This is a genomic window from Halomonas sp. Mc5H-6 (assembly GCF_024124705.1).
Taxonomy (GTDB): domain Bacteria; phylum Pseudomonadota; class Gammaproteobacteria; order Pseudomonadales; family Halomonadaceae; genus Vreelandella; species Vreelandella subterranea.
Genome location: NZ_JAMXSI010000001.1, coordinates 472,961 through 494,573, shown reverse-complemented (window position 1 = coordinate 494,573; position 21,613 = coordinate 472,961). Strand labels below are relative to the sequence as shown.

The window sequence follows — 21,613 nt, the reverse complement described above, 5'->3', positions numbered from 1 at the left end:
AGAGACTGACCCATGAATGCCCAAAAGCGTCATGAAATTTTCGCCCGATTGCAGGCAGAAAACCCTCACCCAACGACTGAACTCAACTGGCATACGCCTTTTGAGTTGCTCGCCGCGGTACTACTCTCCGCTCAGGCCACCGATGTCGGTGTCAACAAGGCAACGGCCCGCCTGTTTCCAGTCGCCAATACCCCGCAGGGTATTATCGATCTGGGTATCGATGGCCTGAAAACCCACATCAAGACCATCGGCTTGTACAACACCAAGGCCGAAAACCTGATGAAAACCTGCCATCAACTGGTTGAAAAGCATAATGGTGAAGTGCCCCAAACCCGCGCCGAGCTCGAGGCCTTGCCTGGCGTGGGACGCAAGACGGCCAACGTCATTTTGAATACGGCCTTCGGCCAACCGACCATGGCGGTGGATACCCACATTTTCCGGGTCGCCAATCGAACGGGCATTGCCAAGGGCAAAAACGTCGTCGAGGTAGAGCAAAAGCTGTTGCGCCACGTCCCCAAGGATTTTCTGCAGGATGCTCACCACTGGCTGATCCTGCACGGCCGGTATACGTGCATTGCCCGCAAGCCGCGATGCGGCAGCTGCATCATTGAAGATTTATGCGATTATAAAGACAAAACCGAGATTGCTTGATCAATCCAGCACGCCTTCCGTCAGCAGGGACGAATAGGCCGCCTGCCATGCTGGCCACTCCCATTGGGCCGTATTCAACGGCTCGGGCTGGTCTGTCGGTGTGGTGAGCCAGCGGTACAGCTGATCGTATAGCCCACCTCGAGTGCCATCGTAACGATAGGCCTTGGGGTAAAGCGCCGGGAAGCAAAGGCGGTCAGGTACCAACGGTCGCGCCCCCCGCTGGGCCGCCTCCATGATCGCCAGCCCTTGAAACTCATGCCAGGTGGTCGATACCACGATACCGGCTTTATCCAGTTCAGCCCGATAGCGCCCTTCCGGCAGCGGCCCCCAGGCGGTGATATGTGACGCAAGACGTTGCTCGGCCTCGGCAAAAATCGGCGGGACATGACGAAAGCGCTGCCCCACCACCGTAAGCTCGAAGGCCACCCCCTGGTCGCTCAGTTCAAAAAGCACTTCGAAAAAGTCCTCGGGGTTCTTGTCGAACTCCCAGCGGTGGTTCCACAGAATCCGCCGGGGATGACGCTGGCCGTGATGCCTGCCATCAAGGGGCATGATCGGGACAGGCAGTACTCTGGCGCGTTTGCGCAGCGCTTCAAGGGGTTTTACTGCTGGCAGATTCTCGGGCATTTTTTTCAAAAAGGCACGGGCGCCATCGACGAAGGAATCGCGGTTATAGGCGGTATTAAAAATCACTGTGTCAGCCGCCAGGGCCGCATACAGATTGACCATTTTGCTTTCCACCGAAGAGTGCTGCGCCTCCGACGCAGGATAGGCAAACTGGTTCTCATGGAAATAGATGATCTTGTGTGCCTGGCCAAGCGAAGGGAACAAACCGATTAACGTTGCCAGGTCCACCATCGAGGTTACCAGCACCACATCATACGGCCGACTCAGCGTTTCGTGCTCTTTAAACAGCCAGGTCAATGGGTTACCGCGAACGCGCCAGAGGAAATGGCGCGCTGGCAAGCGCAGTTGCGTCCACTCGACAGACTCGACGTGACGGATGACACTGTCAGCCCAGTAACGATGGCTGACAGCATCATAGGCGGATAGCAGTAAAACCCGCTTCCGGCGATTCAAGGGAGCGTTCATTAGGGTCTCGTTGAGTAGCGTGGAGACAATTGTGTAATAACCGGGCGTTGCTTGTCATCACAGCCGCAGACTACCTATTGATAATCCACAGTGATCGCTTTGTTACCAAGGTCGTCTTGGCGCAGCAGGCTCGCCTACCTACACTCTGGCTAATAATGGGGCAATAAGACGGCCCCAACACCTTTAATCCAGGGAGAGCACAATGGCCAGAGTGCTTGTGGTCGATGACGAACCCAATATCCTCATCTCGCTTGAGTTTCTGATGCAGCAAGGGGGCTTCGAGGTCTTGACGGCAGAAGACGGCGAGCAAGCGCTTGCGCATGTGCAACAAAGCAAGCCGGATCTCATCTTGCTGGACATCAGCTTGCCGGGCATCAGCGGGTTCGATGTACTGGAGCAGTTACGCCAGGCCCCCGACACCGCAGCACTCCCCATCATTATGCTAACCGCTCATGGCCGCGAAGTAGAGCGGGAAAAAGGCATGGCGCTGGGGGCTGATGATTACATCACCAAGCCCTTTTCTACCCAGGCACTGGTCGAAAAAGTCAACGCACTGCTGACAGGAAACACCCCATGACGAGAGGTGGGCTGCCCAAACGCCAGCGACTGATTGGCCTGTGGCTTCTGCTTAGCGGCATCAGCCTGCTGGGCGGGGCTATTTTTGCTGCGTGGCTGGATTCTCAACTGTCGCCAAGTGGGGCGACACGAGTCGCCTTATGGCTGGGCAGTTTCGCGGGTGGCGTCACGCTTTTCCTTTCGGGGTTGCTGCTTGAACGCATGCTGTTTACCCCGCTGCGTCATTTACAGGTCCAACTGGCACGCCTGGTGGCCAACCCTGATGCCCGCGATGAGTACCCGCCGGAAGGCTGGCTGAAAGGCTTGGGGCCAGACCTGCAGCGGGTTCGCGAGAGCTGGCGGGAAGATCGTAGCCGACTGGCCACGGCACACACGGAGGGCGCACGCAGCGCCGCCAAGATTCGCCAGGAGCTTGAAACCTTGCTGCAGGTACTCGAGACGCCGCTGCTGCTGTGTGACCATCATCGCCGTGTCATGCTGTTCAATCAGGCCGCCGAGGATTTTTTTGTCGACCATACCGGCCTCGGCCTGGGCAAGCGTCTCGAAGCGCTTATCCCGGTCGCCAGCTTGCAGCAGGCGATCCGTCAGCTACCCGACGACGGCGCCCCCCGGGAGCTACTGGCCCCCTGCGAGAACCGCTGGCTCAAGGTCATTTTACGCCGCGTTCCCGGCAGCGACGGCGAAACGCTGTTGACGTTCAGCGACGCCACCGCCTCCTGGTCGAGTGAAATGGGCGTTAGAGCGGAGCTCGCCGACATGCTGACGCCGCTGCGCCAGCATACCGCCAGCCTGACCAGCGCCGCCGACGCGCTGATTCAGCTCAGGCATCAGGACGACGTCGACACCTCGACGCTGCGCCAGCGGTTCGAGCGCGTCATCCAGGAAGAAGGCGCCACCCTGGGCGATAACGTCGCCAGGATCGGTCAGCTTCTGGATGACATGCAGCATCAGGGAGAACGCCTGACGCCCATGTGGTCCAACGATTTCTGGCAGGCACTGGACGAGCGCCTCGACCCCGAGCACCGCCTGATCACCCCGGTGGGTATGCCCGCCTGGTTCAAGGGCGACGCGCCGGCACTGATCGCGCTGTTCGATTCGCTGGTCAAGCACCTCAATGCGCACCTGCCCGACAGCGGCTTCGAGGGCGAAATGTGCCTGGGCAACAAGCGCGTCTATCTGGACCTTATCTGGCACGGCAAGGCGCTGCCGGAACACGAGCTGGCCGAATGGCGGCAGCAGACGCTGCCGTCACTGCCCCTGAGCCCGAGCGTCGCCGATGTGCTTCGCCAGCACGCCAGCGATATCTGGAGCCTGGGGGACGCAAACGGCACCCATGCCCGTTTGCGCCTTCCGCTGCCCGCCATGGAGCGTGTCGGCGCCCCGCGGGAAACCGCTCCGCCGCGCCCTGAATTCCATGACTTCGGCATTGCCGACCTGCCGCCGCCCGACGAAGCCCTTGCCAGTCGTTCGCTGCGCAGCCTTGAGATCGTCGCCTTTGATACCGAAACCACCGGGCTTGAACTGCGTCGCGGTGACACGGTGATCAGTCTCGGTGCCTGCCGCGTGGTGAATGCAAAGCTGTTGGCAAGCGATGTCTTCGACCAGAAGGTCGACCCCAAACGGCCTATTCCGCTGGCCAGCACCGCCATCCACGGTCTTACCGATGCCGATGTGGCCGGTGCACCACCGCTGGACATCGTCTTGCCCCGCTTTCGCGACTACGTGGGCGACGCCGTCATGCTGGCCCATAACGCCGCCTTTGACTTGCTGGCCATCAGCCATAAAGGTGTGACGTTCGACATCCCGGTAATCGATACCCTGCTGATTTCGCGCGCCCTGGACGAAGCGCTGGATGGCCACGATCTGGACAGCCTTGCCCAGCGTTATGACCTGGCGTTTCCACCGGGCACGCGCCACACGGCACTTGGCGATGCACGCGTCACCGCCGAGCTATGGTTGGCGCTGCTGCCGCGGCTGGAGGCAAGGGGTATCAATACCCTGGAGCAGCTGCTTGCCCTCCAGGCCAATGCCTTTGACCGAGAGGATGCCAGCGCCACATGAAATCGTCAGGCCTCAAATCACGTAAAACCGAACGGCTGATGGCCCTGGTGGCCATTGCACTGCTGCTGTTCTGCCCGCCCATGATCCTGGTGGTCGATCGCATCTCTGCTTCTCACATCGGCTGGCTGCCGCTGTACCTGTTCAGTGCCTGGGTGATCGTGATCGGCCTGGCGGCGTGGCTCATGGAACACCGTGCGGGCCGCTGACCATGCGCACTGATCCGGTCATACTGGGTACCGCCTTTGGTTATCTGGCGCTGCTGTTTCTGGTCGCCGCCTGGGGCGACCGGCGCGCGGAACAGGGCCGCTCCCTGATCGGCTCGCCCACCGTCTATGCCCTCTCCATCGCCGTCTACTGCACCGCCTGGACGTTCTACGGCAGCGTCGGGCGTGCCGCCGAACATGGGCCCAGTTTTCTGCTCATTTATCTGGGCCCGACCCTTGCGATGCTGCTGTCGCCCTTTGTCATCCGCAAGATGGTGCGTATCGCGGCTCGCCAGCGGATCACCTCGATTGCCGATTTCATCAGTGCCCGCTACGGCAAAAGCAGCAGCCTTGGGGCCCTCGTCGCCTTGATGGCCCTGATCAGCATTACGCCCTATATCGCCTTACAGCTTAAAGCCATTACCGTCAGCCATGCCGTGCTGATCAACTACCCCAATTCGGCCGATGCCACCCTGGTGGATGAACACTTCTGGATGGACAAGTCCCTCTGGGTCGCCCTGGTGCTCGCGGTCTTCATCATCCTGTTTGGTACCCGCCACCTGGATGCCAGCGAACGCCACGAAGGCATGGTGGCCGCCATTGCGCTTGAATCGATCGTCAAGCTGGTAGCCTTCATGGCCGTGGGCGTCTTCGTTGTCTTTGTGATGTTTGAGGGGCCCGCTGCGCTGTTTGACGAGGTAGCCGCCACGCCGGGCCTCGCCGACAGCATGCGCCTGGACAGCGTGCCCGGCGGTGCCACCGGCTGGGTGGGCATGCTGGTACTGGCCTTTCTGGCGTTCTTGACCCTGCCGCGTCAGTTTCAGGTCCTGGTGGTCGAAAATGTCGACGAGCAGCACCTCACCCGGGCAAGCTGGCTGTTTCCGCTGTATATGCTGCTGATCAACCTGTTCGTGATTCCCATTGCGTTGGCGGGACTGCTACTGGGCGTGAGTGCCGGCGACCCCGACAGCTTTGTGTTGACGCTGCCGCTGTCAGCCGGGCTTGAGGGCTTGCCCCTGCTGGTATTTATTGGCGGCCTCTCGGCCGCCACCGGCATGGTCATCGTCGAGACGATCGCGCTTTCCACCATGGTCAGCAACCAGCTGGTCATGCCGCTGCTGTTGCGCTCACGGCGCCTGCACCTGAGCACCAAGGGCGAGCTGGCGGGCTGGCTGCTGGGCATCCGTCGGGTGGCCATCGTGCTCATTCTGCTTCTTGGCTACCTCTACCACGCGCTGATTGGCGATTCCTATAGCCTGGTCACCATTGGTCTGGTGTCCTTTGCGGGGGCTGCCCAGTTTGCGCCAGCGCTGCTCATCGGCCTTTACTGGCGAGGCGCCACCCGCCAAGGCGCCGCTGCAGGGTTAATCGCAGGTTTCATGGTCTGGTGCTATACGCTGCTGCTACCCGGCTTTGCCCAGTCCGGCTGGCTGGATGCCACGCTGCTCACCGACGGGCCCTGGGGCATCGACTGGCTGATGCCCTACGCGCTGTTCGGCCTGGAAGACTGGGATATTTACAGCCATTCACTGCTCTGGAGCATGCTGGCCAACGTGGGGCTGCTGGTGGGTGTTTCGCTATTTACCCGCCCCACGCCCCTTGAACAGACCCAAGCCGCGCTTTTCACCGAAGCCATGCACCCCAACCTGCAATCGGCACCGCTATGGCGCGGGCAAACGACACAAAGGGCGCTTAACGAATTGCTCATTCGCTACCTTGGCGACCAGGCAACACGGCGCGTCTTCCGTCAAAACCGCTTTGACAATGGCTTTACGGCGGATGAGCCCGCCAACGCCGAGCTGATTACCCGCGCCGAACAGGCACTCGCCGGGTCACTGGGCAGTGCCTCTGCCCGGGTGCTGATCAATTCGGTGGTACGCGGTGAAGCGCTGGATATCGAGTCGATTCTGAGCATTCTGGATACCACCTCGCAAACCCTCGAGTACAACCGCCGCCTGGAGCAGAAGTCCCAGGAGTTGGCGCAAATCGGCGAAGAGTTACGCGGTGCCAATGAACGGCTGCGCGAGCTGGACCGCTTGAAAGATGAGTTTGTCGCCATGGTCAGCCATGAACTGCGCACACCGCTCACCTCGATCCGCGCCTTTGCAGAAATTCTGCGTGATAACAGCGAGCTGCCCGACAAAAAGCGCCAACACTTTCTGGGTGTCATCGTTCATGAAAGCCAGCGACTATCACGCCTGATAGAAGAGATTCTGGATCTTGCTCGATTGGAAAGCGGCCGCTTAACGCTCGACCCGGTGCCTCTTGACTTGGCTGCGCTGGCGCGGCGCAGTGTCGATGCCATTGCACACCTGCACCAGGAACGCGGGATCAAGCTTGAGATGAGTATCGAGGCTGACCCGGCCATGGTGATCGGCGACCAGGACCGCCTGGAACAGGTGATCATCAACCTGCTCGATAACGCGGGCAAATTTGCCGATCGCCATCAGCCCATGGTGCGCCTGAGCCTATACCGTCACCGCCATCATTTCCGCTTAAGCGTGGAAGATAACGGCGCAGGGATTAGCGTCGATGAGCGCGAGCGGGTATTCGAAAAATTTCACCAGATACAGCAGGACGGCGATATCCCTCACGGCCGCCCCAAGGGAAGCGGGCTCGGGCTACCCATCAGCCGGGGCATTATTGCCCATCTGGGGGGACGCCTCTGGGTGGAAGACGCCCAGAGCCTGGGCGGCGCCTGCCTGACACTGGAGCTGCCGCCCGCCCCTGAGCATCCCACGACCACCGACTCATCCGCCCCAACATCGTCGCTATCATAAGCACGGCGCTTGGCTAGGCGGCGCGTGCCTGTTGTACAAACGCCTTGATCTGCTGGAGGTCAAACTTTAAAAGCAACCGCTCATCGTCGCGCAGACGTTGCACATCAACCCAACCGTCAGCGGCGTGGCCGCGGGCCTTGTTGTATCGCTGCTGATCCAGCAAGCGCTGCTGAAGACGCTCAAAGGCCGCCACCAGGAGTGCTGATTGCGCCGTTGACAGCTCGCCTGCCTGGTCAAGCGCCACCAGTCGCGCTCGGGTGGACATTTCAGGGCACCGGTGGCGCACACACAGCAGACGTGCGGCGCTTATCAGTGGCAACAGCCCCTGCTGTTTCAGATTGACAGCCTGATGATGGGGGGCCGCAAGACCGGGACTTGACGTGACCCGCCCGAAGCGGTCCAGCGCCACCGGCAACTCGTCAAGCAATGCGGCCATCTCGTGCATGAACAGGGACGCCTCAGGCAAGGTCGACGCAATGCTTTCAGCCAGTCGCTCCGCCAGTGCCGAATTGCCCGCAACCGGTGCAAAATCAAGCAGAATATTGGTCTGTTGTACCCGTTTTACCCGCCGGTCGGCACTCCAGATGGACAGCTGGGTGCGCCACTCGCTCAACCGCTTACGCCACATCGGCCAGCGTGCCATTACGTGACCTCGGCACAGTGGTATACCCGCCTCGTCCAGACGCTGGGTAAACCGCTCGCCTAATGCTTGAAAGTAGCCGTCGATCTCGACGTGGCGGTGATCGGGGTAGTCGTCAATGATCAGCGCATTGTCCTGGTCGGGACCCAGTAGACTCTCATAGCGCGCGGCAGAGCCTAACAGCAGGACGCAGTAGTCGACCGGCGGTTCTCCCCAGCCTTGGGCGCGCATTTCGTCGAGCGATAGCGCAATCGACTGACGGTAAAGCATGGCGTTATGGTCACTGATCACCTCACTGATGCGCCAGGCTGGAAGGTCGTAGTGAACCAGTGATTCAGCAAGGGACAGCTGCCACGCATGCGCATCGGCTAACGAGGTAAATGGCGAAGAGAGATGGGTGGAAAGGTGACTCAACGGCGCGGTGAGCGCCGATAGCTTGAGTGTCCCGTCATCAGTAAACAGGGAGCGCCAGGGTGAGGCTTGGTGGACAACCCGCATACGCCTCTCCTTAATGTTACAGCCGCCTCTCCGTCACCGGTCGCCTTCGTGGCGCGGGTCGGGCTTGAACATGTCATCGCCCACTTCATCAATGTAGCGCTGGGCTTTGGTGATCATCATGGCGTCGCAGGCGTCGCGGCTGGGCAGCATATCCGAGCGTTCAAAGCGGTGCTCAAGATCCTCGCCCTCGCCCTGGGGCCGAGTGATCAAACCGCTCACCCGATACTGGCCGCTCTGATTATCGGGCTGAGAGGTGATCAAGTAGCCTTTGTATTCGACGGGGTCGGCCGATTGGGTGTTGCCCTTGGCGCCTTCCTGGCCGCCACCCAGCAACCCCGAGAGTAGTTTTTTTAACATTTTGCCTCCTCGCGTCCGGCAGGCGGCAAGTCATGCTTGCCGCCCAGCCAGCCCGTTAGCTCTGTTGACGCCCTTTACCCGCCGCAATCCGCAGACGCAGCGCGTTCAGCTTGATAAAGCCTTCGGCATCTTTCTGGTCGTAGGCACCGGCATCGTCTTCGAAGGTGGCAATCGACTCATCAAACAGCGACTGCTCTGACTGACGGCCCACCACGATGGCATTACCCTTGTAGAGCTTCATGCGCACGACGCCGGAGACGTTATGCTGGGTTTCATCGATCGCCGCCTGCAGCATGCGACGCTCGGGGCTCCACCAGTAGCCGTTGTAGATGACTTCGGCGTATTTTGGCATCAACTGGTCTTTAAGATGCGCTTCTTCGCGATCCAGGGTCAATGACTCAATCGCCCGGTGGGCGCGCAGCATGATGCTGCCCCCTGGGGTTTCATAGCAGCCACGCGACTTCATGCCCACATAGCGGTTCTCAACGATATCCAGACGGCCGATGCCGTTATCGCCACCCAGCTTATTGAGTTTTTCAAGCACTTCATGGGGTTTGAGGGCTTCACCGTCAATCGCCACGATATCGCCTTTCTCGAACGTGAGTTCCACGTAAGTCGGCTTATCGGGCGCCGCTTCCGGCGAGACACTCCAGCGCCACATGTCTTCTTCGGCTTCCGCCCAAGGGTCTTCCAGAATGCCGCCTTCATAAGAAATATGCAGCAGGTTGGCATCCATGGAATAAGGCGATTTTTTCTTTTTACTGGAAAAGTCGACGGGGATGTTGTGCTCTTCGCAGTAGGCCATCAGTTTTTCGCGTGATGTCAGATCCCACTCGCGCCACGGCGCGATCACTTTCACACCTGGCTTCAAGGCATAGCCGCCCAGCTCAAAGCGAACCTGGTCGTTGCCTTTGCCGGTCGCACCGTGGGAAATGGCATCGGCACCGGTCTCGTTGGCGATATCGATCAAGCGCTTGGCAATCAACGGGCGGGCGATGGAAGTACCCAGCAGGTATTCGCCTTCGTAGATGGTGTTGGCACGAAACATCGGGTAGACGAAGTCACGCACAAACTCTTCGCGCAGGTCTTCGATATAGATTTCTTTAACGCCCAACGCCTCTGCCTTGGCGCGCGCTGGCTCAACCTCTTCGCCTTGACCGATGTCGGCGGTAAACGTCACTACCTCGCAGTTGTAGGTTTCTTGCAACCACTTAACGATAACGGATGTGTCCAGGCCGCCTGAATATGCCAGCACAACCTTTTTGACATCGGACATTCTTGACTCCTTTTCTGAACGAGTGCGCGCCAGACTCGCTAACCGGGGAATGGCTCACGCTGAAAAACACCAGCCTCCAAGTATAGCGTTCTCAGTGCTCAGCGAATACCGCCAACGACGCCTTAACAGGAAACTGCTAGAATCACCCCACGAAAAGCGCTAACCGATTACTCGCAGACTAAGGAGAGCTGCATGAGCGAGGCGATTGCCCGCGAATTAATGGCCCAACGTTTTCGCAGTTACCTGCCCGTTGTCGTTGATTTGGAGACCGGCGGTTTCAATGCACAAGGCGACGCCTTGCTGGAAATTGCTGCCGTTACCCTGACAATGGACCCAGAAGGCAACCTTTTGCCCGATGCCACTCATGCCTACCATATTCAGCCGTTTGAGGGGGCCAACGTTGAGCAGTCCGCACTGGATTTCACCGGCATCAACCTGGATGACCCCTTACGTCAGCAGGTCGCGCTGAGTGAGGAAGAAGCCCTGGGCGAGATTTTTCGGCCTATCCGCAAGTCGATTAAAGCCCATGGCTGTTCGCGGGCGATCCTGGTCGGTCATAACGCGGCGTTCGATCATGGTTTTTTAAACGCGGCCGCCAACCGTTGCGGTGTCAAGCGCAACCCCTTTCACCCTTTTTCCAGCTTCGACACGGCGACCCTGGCGGGGTTGGTCTACGGCCAGACCGTTCTGGCACGCGCCTGTCAGGCAGCGGGTATCGAATTTGATAACAAAGCGGCTCACTCGGCGCGCTACGATACCGAACGCACAGCCGAACTGTTCTGCGCCATGGTCAACCGCTACAAGGATTTAGGCGGCTGGCAACTGGCCCAGCGCGAACAGGCCCTGGATAGCGGCGACTAGCCGTATGCAGGCCTTAACGCTTTACGCTAAACTTCGCCCACTTATCATTACGCTTTCCGACTTTCAGGAGATGAGACGTTTCCATGGCTCAGTATAATGCCTTTTACGCCCAATCAGGCGGTGTTACCGCCGTGATCAATGCCAGTGCTTGCGGCGTCATCGAAGCTTGCCGCCAAGCCCCCGACCAGATTGGCAAGGTCTATGCCGGTCATAACGGCATTATTGGAGCCCTGACGGAAGACCTCATCGATGTCACCCAGGAAAGCGATGAGGCCATTGCAGCATTGCGCTACACGCCGGGGGGCGCGTTTGGCTCTTGCCGCTACAAGCTCAAGGATATCGATACCCACCGCGCCCAGTACGAGCGTCTGATCGAGGTCTTCAAGGCCCACGATATCCGCTACTTCTTTTATAATGGCGGCGGTGACAGCGCGGATACCTGCCTGAAAGTGTCCCAGCTTTCCGAAAAACTAGGCTATCCACTGACGGCCATTCATGTGCCCAAAACCGTCGATAACGACCTGCCGATTACCGACAACAGCCCTGGCTTTGGCAGCGTGGCAAAGTACATCGCCACCTCTACCCGTGAGACGTCGCTGGATATCGCCTCGATGTGCGCCACATCAACCAAGGTGTTTGTGCTTGAAGTGATGGGGCGCCACGCTGGCTGGATCGCGGCGGCAGGCGGGTTAGCCGGTGAAGGCGCTGGCGAGCCCCCCCACCTGATCGTATTCCCGGAAATTCCGTTCAACCGTAAAGCGGTCATGGAAAGGGTCGAGCAAAGCGTCAAGCAGAATGGTTACTGCGTGATCGTGGTGTCGGAAGGGGCGCGCTACGAAGACGGCACCTTCCTGGCCGATGCGGGCAACACCGATGCTTTCGGTCACCGCCAACTGGGCGGCGTTGCCCCCACGCTGGCCGGCATGATCAAGCAGGACCTGGGCTATAAGTACCACTGGGCGGTTGCAGATTACCTGCAACGCGCCGCCCGTCACCTGGCGTCCAAGACCGACGTCGAGCAGGCCTACGCGGTCGGTCGTGAAGCGGTGACGCTGGCGCTGGCGGGCAAGAACGCCATGATGCCCGCCATTCGCCGGATTTCTCAGTCGCCCTATCAGTGGGATGTCATTTCTGCGCCGCTGTCCCAGGTGGCGAACCAGGAAAAGTTCATGCCCCGGGATTTCATCAGCGAAGAAGGCTTCGACATTACCGACACCTGCCGCGACTACCTCTCGCCATTGATTCAAGGAGAAGACTTCCCTCCCTTTGAAAATGGCCTGCCCAAAGTGGCCAAGCTGAAACTGGCCAAGGTAGAACGCAAGCTGCCTGAGTTTACGCTCTAGGCATTTACTGCGTCGCCGCACCCCATAACACAAGCCCAGGCTCGTCCCGCGACGCCTGGGCTTGTTTATCCAATGGAACCGTTAACGCAACAGCCACGACAGTACCAGCAACAGCAGCAGAATACCGGCGACTCCCTGCCAGAAATGGCGCGGCTCCTTGCGCTCTTTATCCTCCGCTGCCCGCTTGCCCAAGGGCAACCGCAGGGCATGCAGAAACTCTGATAACCGCCTGAAACGCAGCGCTCGCTGGGGGTCCAGGGCGCGCCGCAGAGCCTCGTCGAGCTCTGGCGATATTTCCGGGTTGGTGGTGCGTGCGTTGCGGTAGGTCAAGCCTTCCAGATCGGTATGGCTGCGCAGCCGATTAGGCGTCATGTTGTAAGGCAGCTCACCGGTCAACAGCCAATAGACGGTCGATGCCAACGAATATTGGTCACTGCGCCGCCCGACACTGTCCCCCAGGGCATACTCCGGGGCGGTGTGCTCGTTGAAGCCCACCTGTCTCAACAGCTCACCCGAGTGGCGATGGCCGTCAACCTCGCGCATATGGCAGGCGCTGAAGTCGGTAAGCACGACCTTGCCGTGGGGATCGATCAGGATATTATCGGGGTTGATTTGTTGGTGGATGATTTCGCGGTGGTGCAAGGCCTGAACGGCTTTGCCCAGCTGATTGGCGATATCCAGCCGCTGGGACAGACTTGCCTGGGGATGGCGCTCGGCCCAGTGACGCAGCGTCTCGCCTTCAATGTGCTGCATCAGATAATAGAGGTAACGCCGCGGCCGCGACGGCTCGACAACCTTGACCACGAACGGCGAGTTGACCCTTTCCACCACCCACTGCTGGAGCAGAAAGTGCTCTAGATAGGCATTGCGCAACGAAAGCTCGGGGCTCGGGGCTTTCATGACCATTTCCCGCTCGGAGTAGACATCGCGGACACGGTAGATACGTGATTGGGCGGTACGCGACAACACTGCCAGCACCTCCAGGCCATCCAGCCTGGCCCCGGGTGCCAGTTCGGGCGGTATCGGCAGCTCGCCGTATAGCTGACCGGGGTGATCGCTGCTTTCTTCAGGCAGCTCATCAATGCGCACCAACTGGAAACAGAATTGATCACCGCCATAGCCGCGTTCCTGAGCCCGCTGCTTCGCTTCATTGGCGAGACGCTCACAGGCCGCATCCAGGTCGCTGGCATCCTGGCGGATCAGCCGCACGTAGTCAGACGGCAGCAAGGTGCCCCCCACGGCCTGGGTGGTAAACAGGAACAGATCGCCCTGCTTCATGGGTAGATGGGTGTAGTCAATATCCAGACTGCCATCCATGCCCAGCGCCCGGGATGGATAGCGGTAGCCCCCCAGGTCCGTGACGTGATCACGCGTCAGCTGTTCGAACTCGGCACCTCGCAGCCGGAACACCAGGGTGTCCCCCATGTGGAACAGGTGGGCATCGCGTTCACGGAATATCAAGGCCGACAGCGATGACACGAAGCTGCCGTTCTGCACATGCTGGCTCTGGCCGTAACACCAGCTATTGAGCGCTCTGAGCACGCGCGTCGCCGACGTCTTGACGTCCCAATGATCAGGCGTGGAAAAATAATCGGCTAAAAAGCCCCGTACGCTCAAATCGCCCGCCTGTTTGGCCAGGGTATTGCGCGCGAGGGAGTCGCTGATGACCGCGCAACCTCCTTTTGCCTTGAGCAACGGCGGTTCGGGGAAGCGTACCGACATGGAGCTGCGGTGCAGACGCCGGTCCGGGGCAACAAATGCCTGACCGTAACTGATCAGCAATTGGGCATGGGCCAAGTCATCCTCCTGAGCATACAGCATTGGCAACTGACATCACTGTCTAGAAACGCCTATGATACACGCTGGCGATACTGAACGATGCTCGCCAAACGTCGTGACGTCGTAAAGCAGGTCGTGCAGCACGATCGCGAAACGCTTTGGGGTCGCAACACCTATGTCGCATTGGTAATCTTGCGGCCATGTTCGTATAATCCGGTGCTATTCATACAGCAACTTCGATTGCCTAGCCATTGTACGACCAAGGAATTAACGATGAACTTCGACAACATCCCCGCTGGTAAGGATCTGCCCAACGACCTGTATGTGGCGATTGAAATTCCTGCCAATCATGCGCCGATCAAATACGAGATCGATAAAGACATGGGGGCCCTGCTGGTCGACCGCTTTATGGCCACGCCCATGTTCTACCCGGCCAACTACGGTTTTATTCCCCACACCTTGGCCGACGATGGCGACCCGTTGGACGCACTGGTCGTCACGCCGCATCCGGTCCAGCCCGGCAGCATCATCCGCGCACGCCCGGTCGGCATCCTGAACATGACCGATGAAGCCGGTGAAGACGCCAAGCTGGTATGCGTTCCGCATCCCAAGCTCAGCTCGCTCTATGACGACGTTCAGGAAGTCACCGACCTGCCCGAACTGCTGCGTCAGCAGATTGCCCATTTCTTCGAAAACTACAAAGATCTCGAAAAAGGCAAATGGGTCAAAGTCGAGTCCTGGGAAGGCGTAGACGCGGCACGCAAAGCCATTGAAAAATCGGCGGCGGCTTACCACAAAGCCTGAGCCGTTCCGCGTCAGTGATTAATGAGGCCACCTTCGGGTGGCCTCTTTCGTTGGCGTTCAGCATTTTTCCTGACGCCCGGCACCAACCGTTACCAGGGCGCCATCTTGCGTTATGCTAACGGCCTGTTATGACGTTATCGACCAAGGATACATTTTGCATACGATTCGACGTTTAGGGCTTTTGTGTCTGCTCGGCACGCTTCCGCTATTGGCCCAAGCGCAGTGGTTTTCCTCAAGCGATCAGAACGACGACTTTCTTCCCGTCCTGGAAGCCTTTCAACCCACCGCCTGGCATGACGGTGACACCCTTTTCGTAGGCATCGAAGCCGCTGACGGGTATTACCTCTACCGGCACCAGTTTGCCGTGGAGAGCCTGACGAACCAGGCTCGCCTGGGAGAGCTCGAACTGCCCGAGGGCACCTTCACCAATGATGAATTCATGGGTGACGTCTATATTTTCCGCGACCGGATGGTCATGGAAGTGCCGCTGGAAAGTGACTTTTCAGGTCCGCTGGATATCGACTTTACCTTCCAGGGCTGCGCCGATGCCGGGCTGTGTTACCCGCCGGAAACCGTCGCGCTGCAGGCTACCGAAAGCCAACCGCCGCGCGCGTACGCCGACTGGGAGGCCGGGGCGGATACTGACGAGACACACGCCTCATCGCCAATGGAAGCGGCGAATGACGCCACCGACACGGCAGCACCTGCCGACTTGTCCGCGGCAGTGAATGACAATGCCACACGCCCTGGCGCGCCGCAGAGCGAGGACAGTCGTTTCAGCCAACTGATGACCGACGCCAGCCTGCCGTTGGCGTTGGGACTTTTCTTCCTGGCAGGCATCGGGCTGACATTCACGCCCTGCGTATTACCGATGGTGCCCATTCTGTCTTCAATCATCATCGGTCAACAGCCGTCGCGCCCTCGTGCCTTCATGCTGTCGGCCAGCTATGTGCTCGGGATGGCCGTTACCTATGCGGCGGTCGGCGTGCTGATGGGGCTATTCGGCGCCGGTCTCAATCTCCAGGCACAGTTGCAGTCTGCCCCGGTACTGATCACCTTTGCCATTCTGTTCAGCGTGTTTGGCCTGGCCATGCTCGGCGCCTTTGACCTGCGCCTGTCGCCACGTCTGGCGCAGCGCATCGACGCCTGGCAGGCACGGGCGCAGCGCAGCGGCCCGGCAGGATTGGCACTGGCAGGCGCGCTGTCGGTACTGGTGGTGTCTCCCTGTGTAACGGCGCCCCTGGCCGGAGCGCTGGTGATCATTTCCACCACCGGCGATGCATTCACTGGCGGCGCCATGCTGTTTGCGCTGGGCATGGGAATGGGTGTTCCGCTCCTGTTGGTGGGCACCTTCGGGGCAACATCACTGCCGCGTTCCGGCCCGTGGCTGAACGGGGTCAAAATCGCTTTTGGGCTGTTGCTGTTTGGGGTGGCCATCTGGATGGTAGAACGCCTAGTGGCCCCGCCGGTAGCCTTGCTTCTCTGGGCAGCGCTTGCCATCGGCACCGCCCTGAACCTGGGGGCCTTGAAAACCAATACGCCATCGGGCTGGGCGAAAGCGCGTCAAACCCTGGGCCTTATCCTTTTGACCTGGGGCATCGCCCTTACCCTTGGTGCTGCCTTGGGCTCGCATGATCCCCTGCGCCCGCTAAACTTCCAAACGGCCAATAAAAACGACGCTTCAGCCCCATTGGCTTTTCAGCGTTTGGACAACTTGCCAGCACTCAACAGCGCCATCGATACAGCCAAGGCAGAGGGTAACCCCGTCTTCGTTCATTTTACGGCTGACTGGTGCATCGCTTGTCGCCAGCTGGAACGCGACGTCTACACGGACCCCGCTGTCATAGAGCAACTTGCCGGCTTTGAGCGCATTGCCGTCGATGTCACCGATACCAATGCGCAAAGTCGCGAACTGTTGAACCGCTACCGGCTATTCGGCCCACCCAGCCTGCTGTTTTTCCAGAATGGCCAGGAGGTCCGCGAAGCACGCATCCAGGGCGATATCAACGCCACCGACTTCGCCCGGCACCTGCGCGAACTGGCACGTTGGGAAGAGAGCCGCCAGACGGGCCAAGGTTAGATATTGAGGCGTCCTGTCGCGAATGTCGTCAAACGATCGTTTGGAAATAGCGCCATGTGCCAAGCATGCGATAGCTGGACATCGACAACGTTTTTCGGCAAACTTCGCCACCATATTGATTGATTTTCTGCTTTTTGAAGCAGTATAAAAGGGTAACGTTCGTTATCATGCGGCGTTCTCTTCATTTTAACATTTGGTTTACTGCGCTATTGACGCGCGGTGAGCACACCACTCTTAACGATAGTGATGGGGCTAGGTAATGGATATCCGTAAAGTCAAAAAACTGATTGAACTTCTCGAAGAATCCAATATTAGCGAGATTGAAATCCAGGAAGGCGAAGAGTCGGTGCGCATCAGTCGGCATCCCAATGGCGCGACGTGGCATCCGCAGTCCATGCCCCAGTACGCTCAGCATGCCCCTCAACAGGGACCTGCCGCGCCCGCTGCCAATACTGCTCCGGCGCCCGAAGAGGATGCCGCTCCGGGCACCAGCTATCGCGGTGAAGCCATCAACTCACCGATGGTCGGCACCTTCTATCGCAGTCCCGCACCCGGCGCCAAATCCTTTGTGGAAGTTGGCGATACGGTCAAGCAGGGCGATACGGTGTGTATCGTGGAAGCCATGAAGATGATGAACCAAATCGAAGCCGACCGTGACGGTGTGGTAGAAGCCATTCTGGTAGAAGACGGTGAGCCGGTGGAATTCGATCAGCCAATGATCGTCATCGCTTAATCCTTCATTTCAATACGGGTGGACTCTCCCATGCTCGACAAGGTACTTATCGCCAACCGCGGCGAGATTGCTCTACGTATCCTCCGGGCCTGTAAAGAGCTAGGCATTAAAACCGTGGCGGTTCATTCAAAGGCGGACCGCGAACTCATGCATGTACGCCTAGCCGATGAGGCGGTATGTATCGGTCCGGCCTCCTCTGCTCAGTCCTATCTTAATATTCCGGCCTTGATCAGCGCCGCGGAAGTGACCGATTCCAGCGCCATTCATCCCGGCTACGGCTTTTTATCCGAAAACGCCAACTTTGCCGAACAGGTAGAGCGCTCGGGCTTTACGTTTATCGGCCCCCGCGCAGAAACCATTCGCCTGATGGGCGATAAAGTCAGCGCCATTGAATCAATGAAAGCGGCTGGCGTTCCCACGGTTCCTGGTTCGGACGGCCCGCTTGGCGACGATGATGAAACCAATCTCGCGACTGCCCGGCGCATCGGCTATCCGGTTATCATCAAGGCAGCAGCCGGTGGCGGCGGGCGCGGCATGCGCGTTGTGCATGCCGAGGGCCACCTGCTTTCCGCGATTACCGTCACCCGCACCGAGGCCCACTCCTCGTTTGGTGATGGCACCGTCTACATGGAGAAGTTTCTCGAAAATCCCCGCCACGTGGAAGTTCAGGTACTCGCCGACGGCCAGGGTAATGCCATCCACCTCTTTGACCGGGACTGCTCGCTCCAGCGTCGCCACCAGAAAGTCCTCGAGGAAGCACCTGCCCCCGGCATCGATCCTGACGCGCGCGCCAAGGTGCTGGAAGCGTGCCGCCAGGCATGCTTGGAAATCAACTACCGGGGCGCAGGTACCTTCGAGTTCCTCTACGAAGACGGCAACTTCTTCTTTATCGAGATGAATACCCGCGTCCAGGTGGAGCATCCGGTCACCGAGATGGTAACCGGCGTGGATATTGTCAAGGAACAGCTACGCATTGCCTCGGGCATGCCGCTGACGATCCGCCAGGAAGACGTCGTGCTGAACGGCCATGCGTTCGAATGTCGCATCAACGCCGAAGACGCGCGCACCTTCATGCCTTCACCCGGCAAGGTCAGTCTTTACCACGCACCAGGCGGTCTGGGCGTGCGCATGGACTCCCACATGTATACCGGCTATACCGTACCGCCCCATTACGACTCGCTGATCGGCAAGCTGATCACTTGGGGAGAGGACCGTGAAATTGCCCTCACCCGCATGCGCAACGCACTGGATGAGCTATTGGTCGAAGGCATCAAAACCAACATTGATCTGCAAAAAGACTTGGTGCGCGACAGCTACTTCCGCCAGGGTGGCGTCAATATCCACTACCTCGAAAAGAAACTCAGTAGCTAACCCACGCTGAGATTGTTGATTACGGGATGGCCATCGTCATCCCGCTTTTTTTTGCTGCTGCGGAGATCCGGAATGCCCTGGCTTCAACTCAAAGCGCACGTCCCGCCCGAGCAGGCAGAGCTGCTGGAAGAGTTGCTCCTTGAAGAAGGCGCGACAGCGATTGGGCTTCAAGACGCCCATGACGACCCGGTCTTCGAGCCTGAACGCGGCACAACGCCTTTATGGCAGGACACTGTCGTTACCGGCCTATACGATGACCTCGAGGGCATCGACGCCATGCTGGCGCGTATCGAAGCCGCCTGGTCGGAACAGGTACCGGACGAACCCTGCCCGAGCATTGATTACGAGCTACTCGCGGATCGCGATTGGGAACGCGAGTGGATGAAAGATTTTACCCCCCTGCGCATGGGAGAAAGGCTCTGGATTGTACCAAGCTGGCATGAACCGCCCGAATCCGATGCCGTCAACCTGATCCTCGACCCGGGCCTGGCGTTTGGCACGGGGACCCACCCGACCACTGCATTGTGCCTGGAATGGCTCGATGGACTGGCCGTCAGCGGTCAACTCGCCGGCCAGTCTGTACTCGACATCGGCTGTGGCTCGGGCATTCTGGCCATTGCCGCATTAAAGCTCGGCGCGGCACATGCCGACGGTACCGATATTGACCCTCAGGCGCTGCTAGCCAGCCGCGAAAACGCGGAGCGTAACCAGATTGATGAAACGGCTCTGACCCTTTGTTATCCCGAGCAACTCGCCAAAAGCCGCTATCCGATTGTCACCGCCAACATTCTCGCGGGTCCGCTGATCGAGCTGGCATCAACGATTGCAGGCCACGTTGCGCCCGGCGGTCGTATTGCCCTTTCGGGCATTCTGGCCAATCAGGCTGATGACGTCTTGCAGGCCTATCAACAAGAGGGGCTGAGCATGGATACGCCTGTCATGCAGGAAGGTTGGGTACGCCTGACCGGACAACGTATCGCTTAATACGTCGATTACGACCCTGGCCGCCTTCACCCCGCCGTCGAGTAAGCGTATCATACGCCACCTCGGGCGGCCTGACGGTCGTTAACCGCACCATCAAAGCATCAACTGCCATGACCCTATCGACATTGCCACCGCTCAAGATTGGCCCCTACACCCTGCCGAACCGGGTCATATTAGCGCCCATGGCGGGTGTGACCGATCGCCCTTTCCGTCAGTTGTGTCGGCAACTGGGAGCAGGCTGGGTGGTTGGCGAAATGGTCACTGCCGACCCGAGCCTGTGGCACACACGCAAATCGAAGCTGCGCATGGACCATCGCGGCGAACCTGATCCCAGGGTTGTGCAAATTGCCGGGGGCGACGCCGAGATGCTCGCCCAGGCAGCCCGGCTCAATGCCGACCTTGGCGCACAGGTCATCGATATCAACATGGGCTGCCCGGCCAAGAAAGTCTGCAACAAGGCAGCAGGCTCTGCCTTGCTTCGCGATGAAAAACTGGTTGGCGAGATTCTCGATGCCGTGGTCAACGCCGTCGACATCCCCGTTACCTTGAAAATACGCACCGGCTGGTGCGCCGACACGAATAATGGTGTCCGTATTGCGCGCCTTGCCGAGGAAGCTGGCATTCAATCACTGGCGGTTCATGGCCGACACCGCGAGCAGCGCTATACTGGATGGGCGGAGTACGACACCATCGCCGATATAAAATCACGACTGAGCATTCCGGTGATTGCCAATGGGGACATCACGACCCCGGAAAAAGCGGCAGACGTGCTGCGCTATACACAAGCAGATGCCGTCATGGTAGGACGGGGCGCTCAGGGAAATCCCTGGATTTTTGATCAGATTCAGCACTTTCTGGAACATGGAGAGCACCGCGCTCAGCCCAGCCTGGAAGAGCGCCGTGGTGTGCTCATTGCCCATCTAAGCGCTCTGCATAGCTTTTATGGCGACACCATGGGCGTGCGCATTGCGCGTAAGCATCTGGGCTGGTACCTGGGCGAAGATGCCCGTTTTACTCCCGCTCAGCGGCGTGATTTAAAGCAACAATTTAACGGATTATCCTCTAACGAAACACAAGTTAATTGGATCAATGACGCCATGGCACCCGATGCCATCAAGCGTCTGCTAGCCAAAGGAAGCTATGCAGCATGACCGAACGCGATCTTGATCTTGTTTCCAGCGACAGTGCCTCGGATAGCCATGCCCCGCTCAACGGGACTCTGGCAGATTCCGACGCCAGTATGCCCGCGCAGCCACTGCGCGAGTGCGTGGAAACCGCGATGCGTCGCTACTTCGAGCATCTCGATGGCAGTCAGGCAACCGACCTGTACGCCATGGTGATGGCCGAAGTAGAGGCGCCACTGCTCGCCTGCGTGCTTGAGCACACCGAGGGCAACCAGACCCGCGCAGCGGATGTACTGGGCCTCAATCGCGGCACGCTGCGCAAGAAACTGAAGCTTTATGGACTTATTGAAGGTGACGCCCCATAGCCTTGGGGCATCATTGTTTTTTTATTCTCTACTCT

At 59.1% G+C, this 21,613-nt stretch carries 19 protein-coding genes; 14 read left to right on the top strand and 5 right to left on the bottom strand.

From position 1 onward, the window contains the following. Nucleotides 1–12: 12 nt before the first annotated feature. Nucleotides 13–651: an endonuclease III gene (nth, locus tag NH395_RS02290; protein ID WP_253022121.1), complete on the top strand. Its 639-nt coding sequence runs from the start codon at nt 13–15 to the stop codon at nt 649–651. Here nth and NH395_RS02285 read toward each other — a convergent pair whose 3' ends face one another. Then, a complete protein-coding gene (locus tag NH395_RS02285) occupies nt 652–1,743 on the bottom strand; it encodes a DUF3524 domain-containing protein (RefSeq protein WP_253022120.1) in 1,092 nt (363 codons plus the stop codon). It abuts the gene before it with no gap. A gap of 202 nt (nt 1,744–1,945) precedes the next feature. Between NH395_RS02285 and NH395_RS02280 the strand changes: the two genes are divergently transcribed. The 4 genes from NH395_RS02280 to NH395_RS02265 are packed head-to-tail and all read left to right on the top strand — an operon-like array spanning nt 1,946 to nt 7,363. Continuing rightward, complete coding sequence (locus NH395_RS02280; protein ID WP_253022118.1) at nt 1,946–2,320, top strand: response regulator; 375 nt, start codon at nt 1,946–1,948, stop codon at nt 2,318–2,320. Then, a complete protein-coding gene (locus NH395_RS02275) occupies nt 2,317–4,380 on the top strand; it encodes a 3'-5' exonuclease (RefSeq protein WP_253022116.1) in 2,064 nt (687 codons plus the stop codon). Before NH395_RS02280 ends, NH395_RS02275 begins: the two co-directional genes overlap by 4 nt. After that, on the top strand, nt 4,377–4,586 hold the full coding sequence (locus NH395_RS02270; protein WP_253022115.1) for a hypothetical protein: 210 nt from the start codon (nt 4,377–4,379) through the stop codon (nt 4,584–4,586). The genes NH395_RS02275 and NH395_RS02270 overlap by 4 nt, the downstream gene beginning before the upstream one ends. A gap of 2 nt (nt 4,587–4,588) precedes the next feature. Beyond that, nucleotides 4,589–7,363 carry a sensor histidine kinase gene (locus NH395_RS02265; RefSeq protein ID WP_253022113.1) on the top strand — a complete coding sequence of 925 codons (2,775 nt, stop codon included), beginning with the start codon at nt 4,589–4,591 and terminating at the stop codon, nt 7,361–7,363. Nucleotides 7,364–7,376: 13 nt separating this feature from the next. Here NH395_RS02265 and NH395_RS02260 read toward each other — a convergent pair whose 3' ends face one another. The 3 genes from NH395_RS02260 to NH395_RS02250 are packed head-to-tail and all read right to left on the bottom strand — an operon-like array spanning nt 7,377 to nt 10,134. Next, complete coding sequence (locus NH395_RS02260) at nt 7,377–8,501, bottom strand: DUF294 nucleotidyltransferase-like domain-containing protein (protein ID WP_253022111.1); 1,125 nt, start codon at nt 8,499–8,501, stop codon at nt 7,377–7,379. Nucleotides 8,502–8,534: 33 nt separating this feature from the next. Beyond that, complete coding sequence (locus NH395_RS02255) at nt 8,535–8,858, bottom strand: HlyU family transcriptional regulator (RefSeq protein WP_253022109.1); 324 nt, start codon at nt 8,856–8,858, stop codon at nt 8,535–8,537. Between the two features lie 55 nt (nt 8,859–8,913). Continuing rightward, on the bottom strand, nt 8,914–10,134 hold the full coding sequence (locus NH395_RS02250; protein WP_066320407.1) for an argininosuccinate synthase: 1,221 nt from the start codon (nt 10,132–10,134) through the stop codon (nt 8,914–8,916). A 192-nt stretch (nt 10,135–10,326) separates the two neighbouring features. Here NH395_RS02250 and rnt point away from each other — a divergent pair, with 192 nt between their 5' ends. Continuing rightward, the gene (gene rnt, locus NH395_RS02245) at nt 10,327–10,995 is read left to right on the top strand and encodes a ribonuclease T (protein WP_066320406.1); all 669 of its coding nucleotides are present in this window, start codon (nt 10,327–10,329) and stop codon (nt 10,993–10,995) included. Nucleotides 10,996–11,078: 83 nt separating this feature from the next. Continuing rightward, nucleotides 11,079–12,338 (top strand): 6-phosphofructokinase, encoded by a 1,260-nt coding sequence (locus tag NH395_RS02240; RefSeq protein WP_253022107.1) that lies wholly within the window; start codon nt 11,079–11,081, stop codon nt 12,336–12,338. Nucleotides 12,339–12,419: 81 nt separating this feature from the next. On the opposite strand, the gene NH395_RS02235 is transcribed toward NH395_RS02240, so the two are convergent. After that, entirely contained in the window at nt 12,420–14,135 is a 1,716-nt protein-coding gene (locus tag NH395_RS02235) for a bifunctional protein-serine/threonine kinase/phosphatase (protein WP_092829573.1), read from the bottom strand. 255 nt (nt 14,136–14,390) lie between these two features. On the opposite strand from NH395_RS02235, the gene ppa reads away from it, so the two are divergent. The 7 genes from ppa (at nt 14,391) to fis (ending at nt 21,578) form a co-directional block, all read left to right on the top strand. Continuing rightward, complete coding sequence (gene ppa / locus NH395_RS02230) at nt 14,391–14,921, top strand: inorganic diphosphatase (RefSeq protein ID WP_066320401.1); 531 nt, start codon at nt 14,391–14,393, stop codon at nt 14,919–14,921. Between the two features lie 154 nt (nt 14,922–15,075). Further along, entirely contained in the window at nt 15,076–17,001 is a 1,926-nt protein-coding gene (gene dsbD / locus NH395_RS02225) for a protein-disulfide reductase DsbD (protein ID WP_253022105.1), read from the top strand. A 259-nt stretch (nt 17,002–17,260) separates the two neighbouring features. Beyond that, nucleotides 17,261–17,734 carry an acetyl-CoA carboxylase biotin carboxyl carrier protein gene (accB, locus tag NH395_RS02220; protein ID WP_253022103.1) on the top strand — a complete coding sequence of 158 codons (474 nt, stop codon included), beginning with the start codon at nt 17,261–17,263 and terminating at the stop codon, nt 17,732–17,734. A 30-nt stretch (nt 17,735–17,764) separates the two neighbouring features. After that, a complete protein-coding gene (gene accC, locus NH395_RS02215; RefSeq protein WP_253022101.1) occupies nt 17,765–19,105 on the top strand; it encodes an acetyl-CoA carboxylase biotin carboxylase subunit in 1,341 nt (446 codons plus the stop codon). Between the two features lie 72 nt (nt 19,106–19,177). Beyond that, on the top strand, nt 19,178–20,089 hold the full coding sequence (prmA, locus tag NH395_RS02210; RefSeq protein WP_253022099.1) for a 50S ribosomal protein L11 methyltransferase: 912 nt from the start codon (nt 19,178–19,180) through the stop codon (nt 20,087–20,089). Between the two features lie 110 nt (nt 20,090–20,199). Then, complete coding sequence (gene dusB, locus NH395_RS02205) at nt 20,200–21,240, top strand: tRNA dihydrouridine synthase DusB (RefSeq protein WP_253022097.1); 1,041 nt, start codon at nt 20,200–20,202, stop codon at nt 21,238–21,240. Further along, nucleotides 21,237–21,578 (top strand): DNA-binding transcriptional regulator Fis, encoded by a 342-nt coding sequence (fis, locus tag NH395_RS02200; protein ID WP_253022095.1) that lies wholly within the window; start codon nt 21,237–21,239, stop codon nt 21,576–21,578. Before dusB ends, fis begins: the two co-directional genes overlap by 4 nt. The last annotated feature ends 35 nt before the right edge of the window (nt 21,579–21,613 follow it).

Bases quoted from the DNA above. Each gene is read 5' to 3' on its own strand.
- accC (WP_253022101.1), top strand. From the start codon at position 17,765: ATGCTCGACAAGGTACTTATCGCCAACCGCGGCGAGATTGCTCTACGT.
- NH395_RS02255 (WP_253022109.1), bottom strand. From the start codon at position 8,858: ATGTTAAAAAAACTACTCTCGGGGTTGCTGGGTGGCGGCCAGGAAGGC.
- nth (WP_253022121.1), top strand. From the start codon at position 13: ATGAATGCCCAAAAGCGTCATGAAATTTTCGCCCGATTGCAGGCAGAA.
- accB (WP_253022103.1), top strand. From the start codon at position 17,261: ATGGATATCCGTAAAGTCAAAAAACTGATTGAACTTCTCGAAGAATCC.
- NH395_RS02240 (WP_253022107.1), top strand. From the start codon at position 11,079: ATGGCTCAGTATAATGCCTTTTACGCCCAATCAGGCGGTGTTACCGCC.
- NH395_RS02260 (WP_253022111.1), bottom strand. From the start codon at position 8,501: ATGCGGGTTGTCCACCAAGCCTCACCCTGGCGCTCCCTGTTTACTGAT.
- ppa (WP_066320401.1), top strand. From the start codon at position 14,391: ATGAACTTCGACAACATCCCCGCTGGTAAGGATCTGCCCAACGACCTG.
- NH395_RS02265 (WP_253022113.1), top strand. From the start codon at position 4,589: ATGCGCACTGATCCGGTCATACTGGGTACCGCCTTTGGTTATCTGGCG.
- NH395_RS02275 (WP_253022116.1), top strand. From the start codon at position 2,317: ATGACGAGAGGTGGGCTGCCCAAACGCCAGCGACTGATTGGCCTGTGG.
- NH395_RS02280 (WP_253022118.1), top strand. From the start codon at position 1,946: ATGGCCAGAGTGCTTGTGGTCGATGACGAACCCAATATCCTCATCTCG.
- dusB (WP_253022097.1), top strand. From the start codon at position 20,200: ATGACCCTATCGACATTGCCACCGCTCAAGATTGGCCCCTACACCCTG.
- NH395_RS02285 (WP_253022120.1), bottom strand. From the start codon at position 1,743: ATGAACGCTCCCTTGAATCGCCGGAAGCGGGTTTTACTGCTATCCGCC.
- prmA (WP_253022099.1), top strand. From the start codon at position 19,178: ATGCCCTGGCTTCAACTCAAAGCGCACGTCCCGCCCGAGCAGGCAGAG.
- NH395_RS02270 (WP_253022115.1), top strand. From the start codon at position 4,377: ATGAAATCGTCAGGCCTCAAATCACGTAAAACCGAACGGCTGATGGCC.
- fis (WP_253022095.1), top strand. From the start codon at position 21,237: ATGACCGAACGCGATCTTGATCTTGTTTCCAGCGACAGTGCCTCGGAT.
- NH395_RS02250 (WP_066320407.1), bottom strand. From the start codon at position 10,134: ATGTCCGATGTCAAAAAGGTTGTGCTGGCATATTCAGGCGGCCTGGAC.
- rnt (WP_066320406.1), top strand. From the start codon at position 10,327: ATGAGCGAGGCGATTGCCCGCGAATTAATGGCCCAACGTTTTCGCAGT.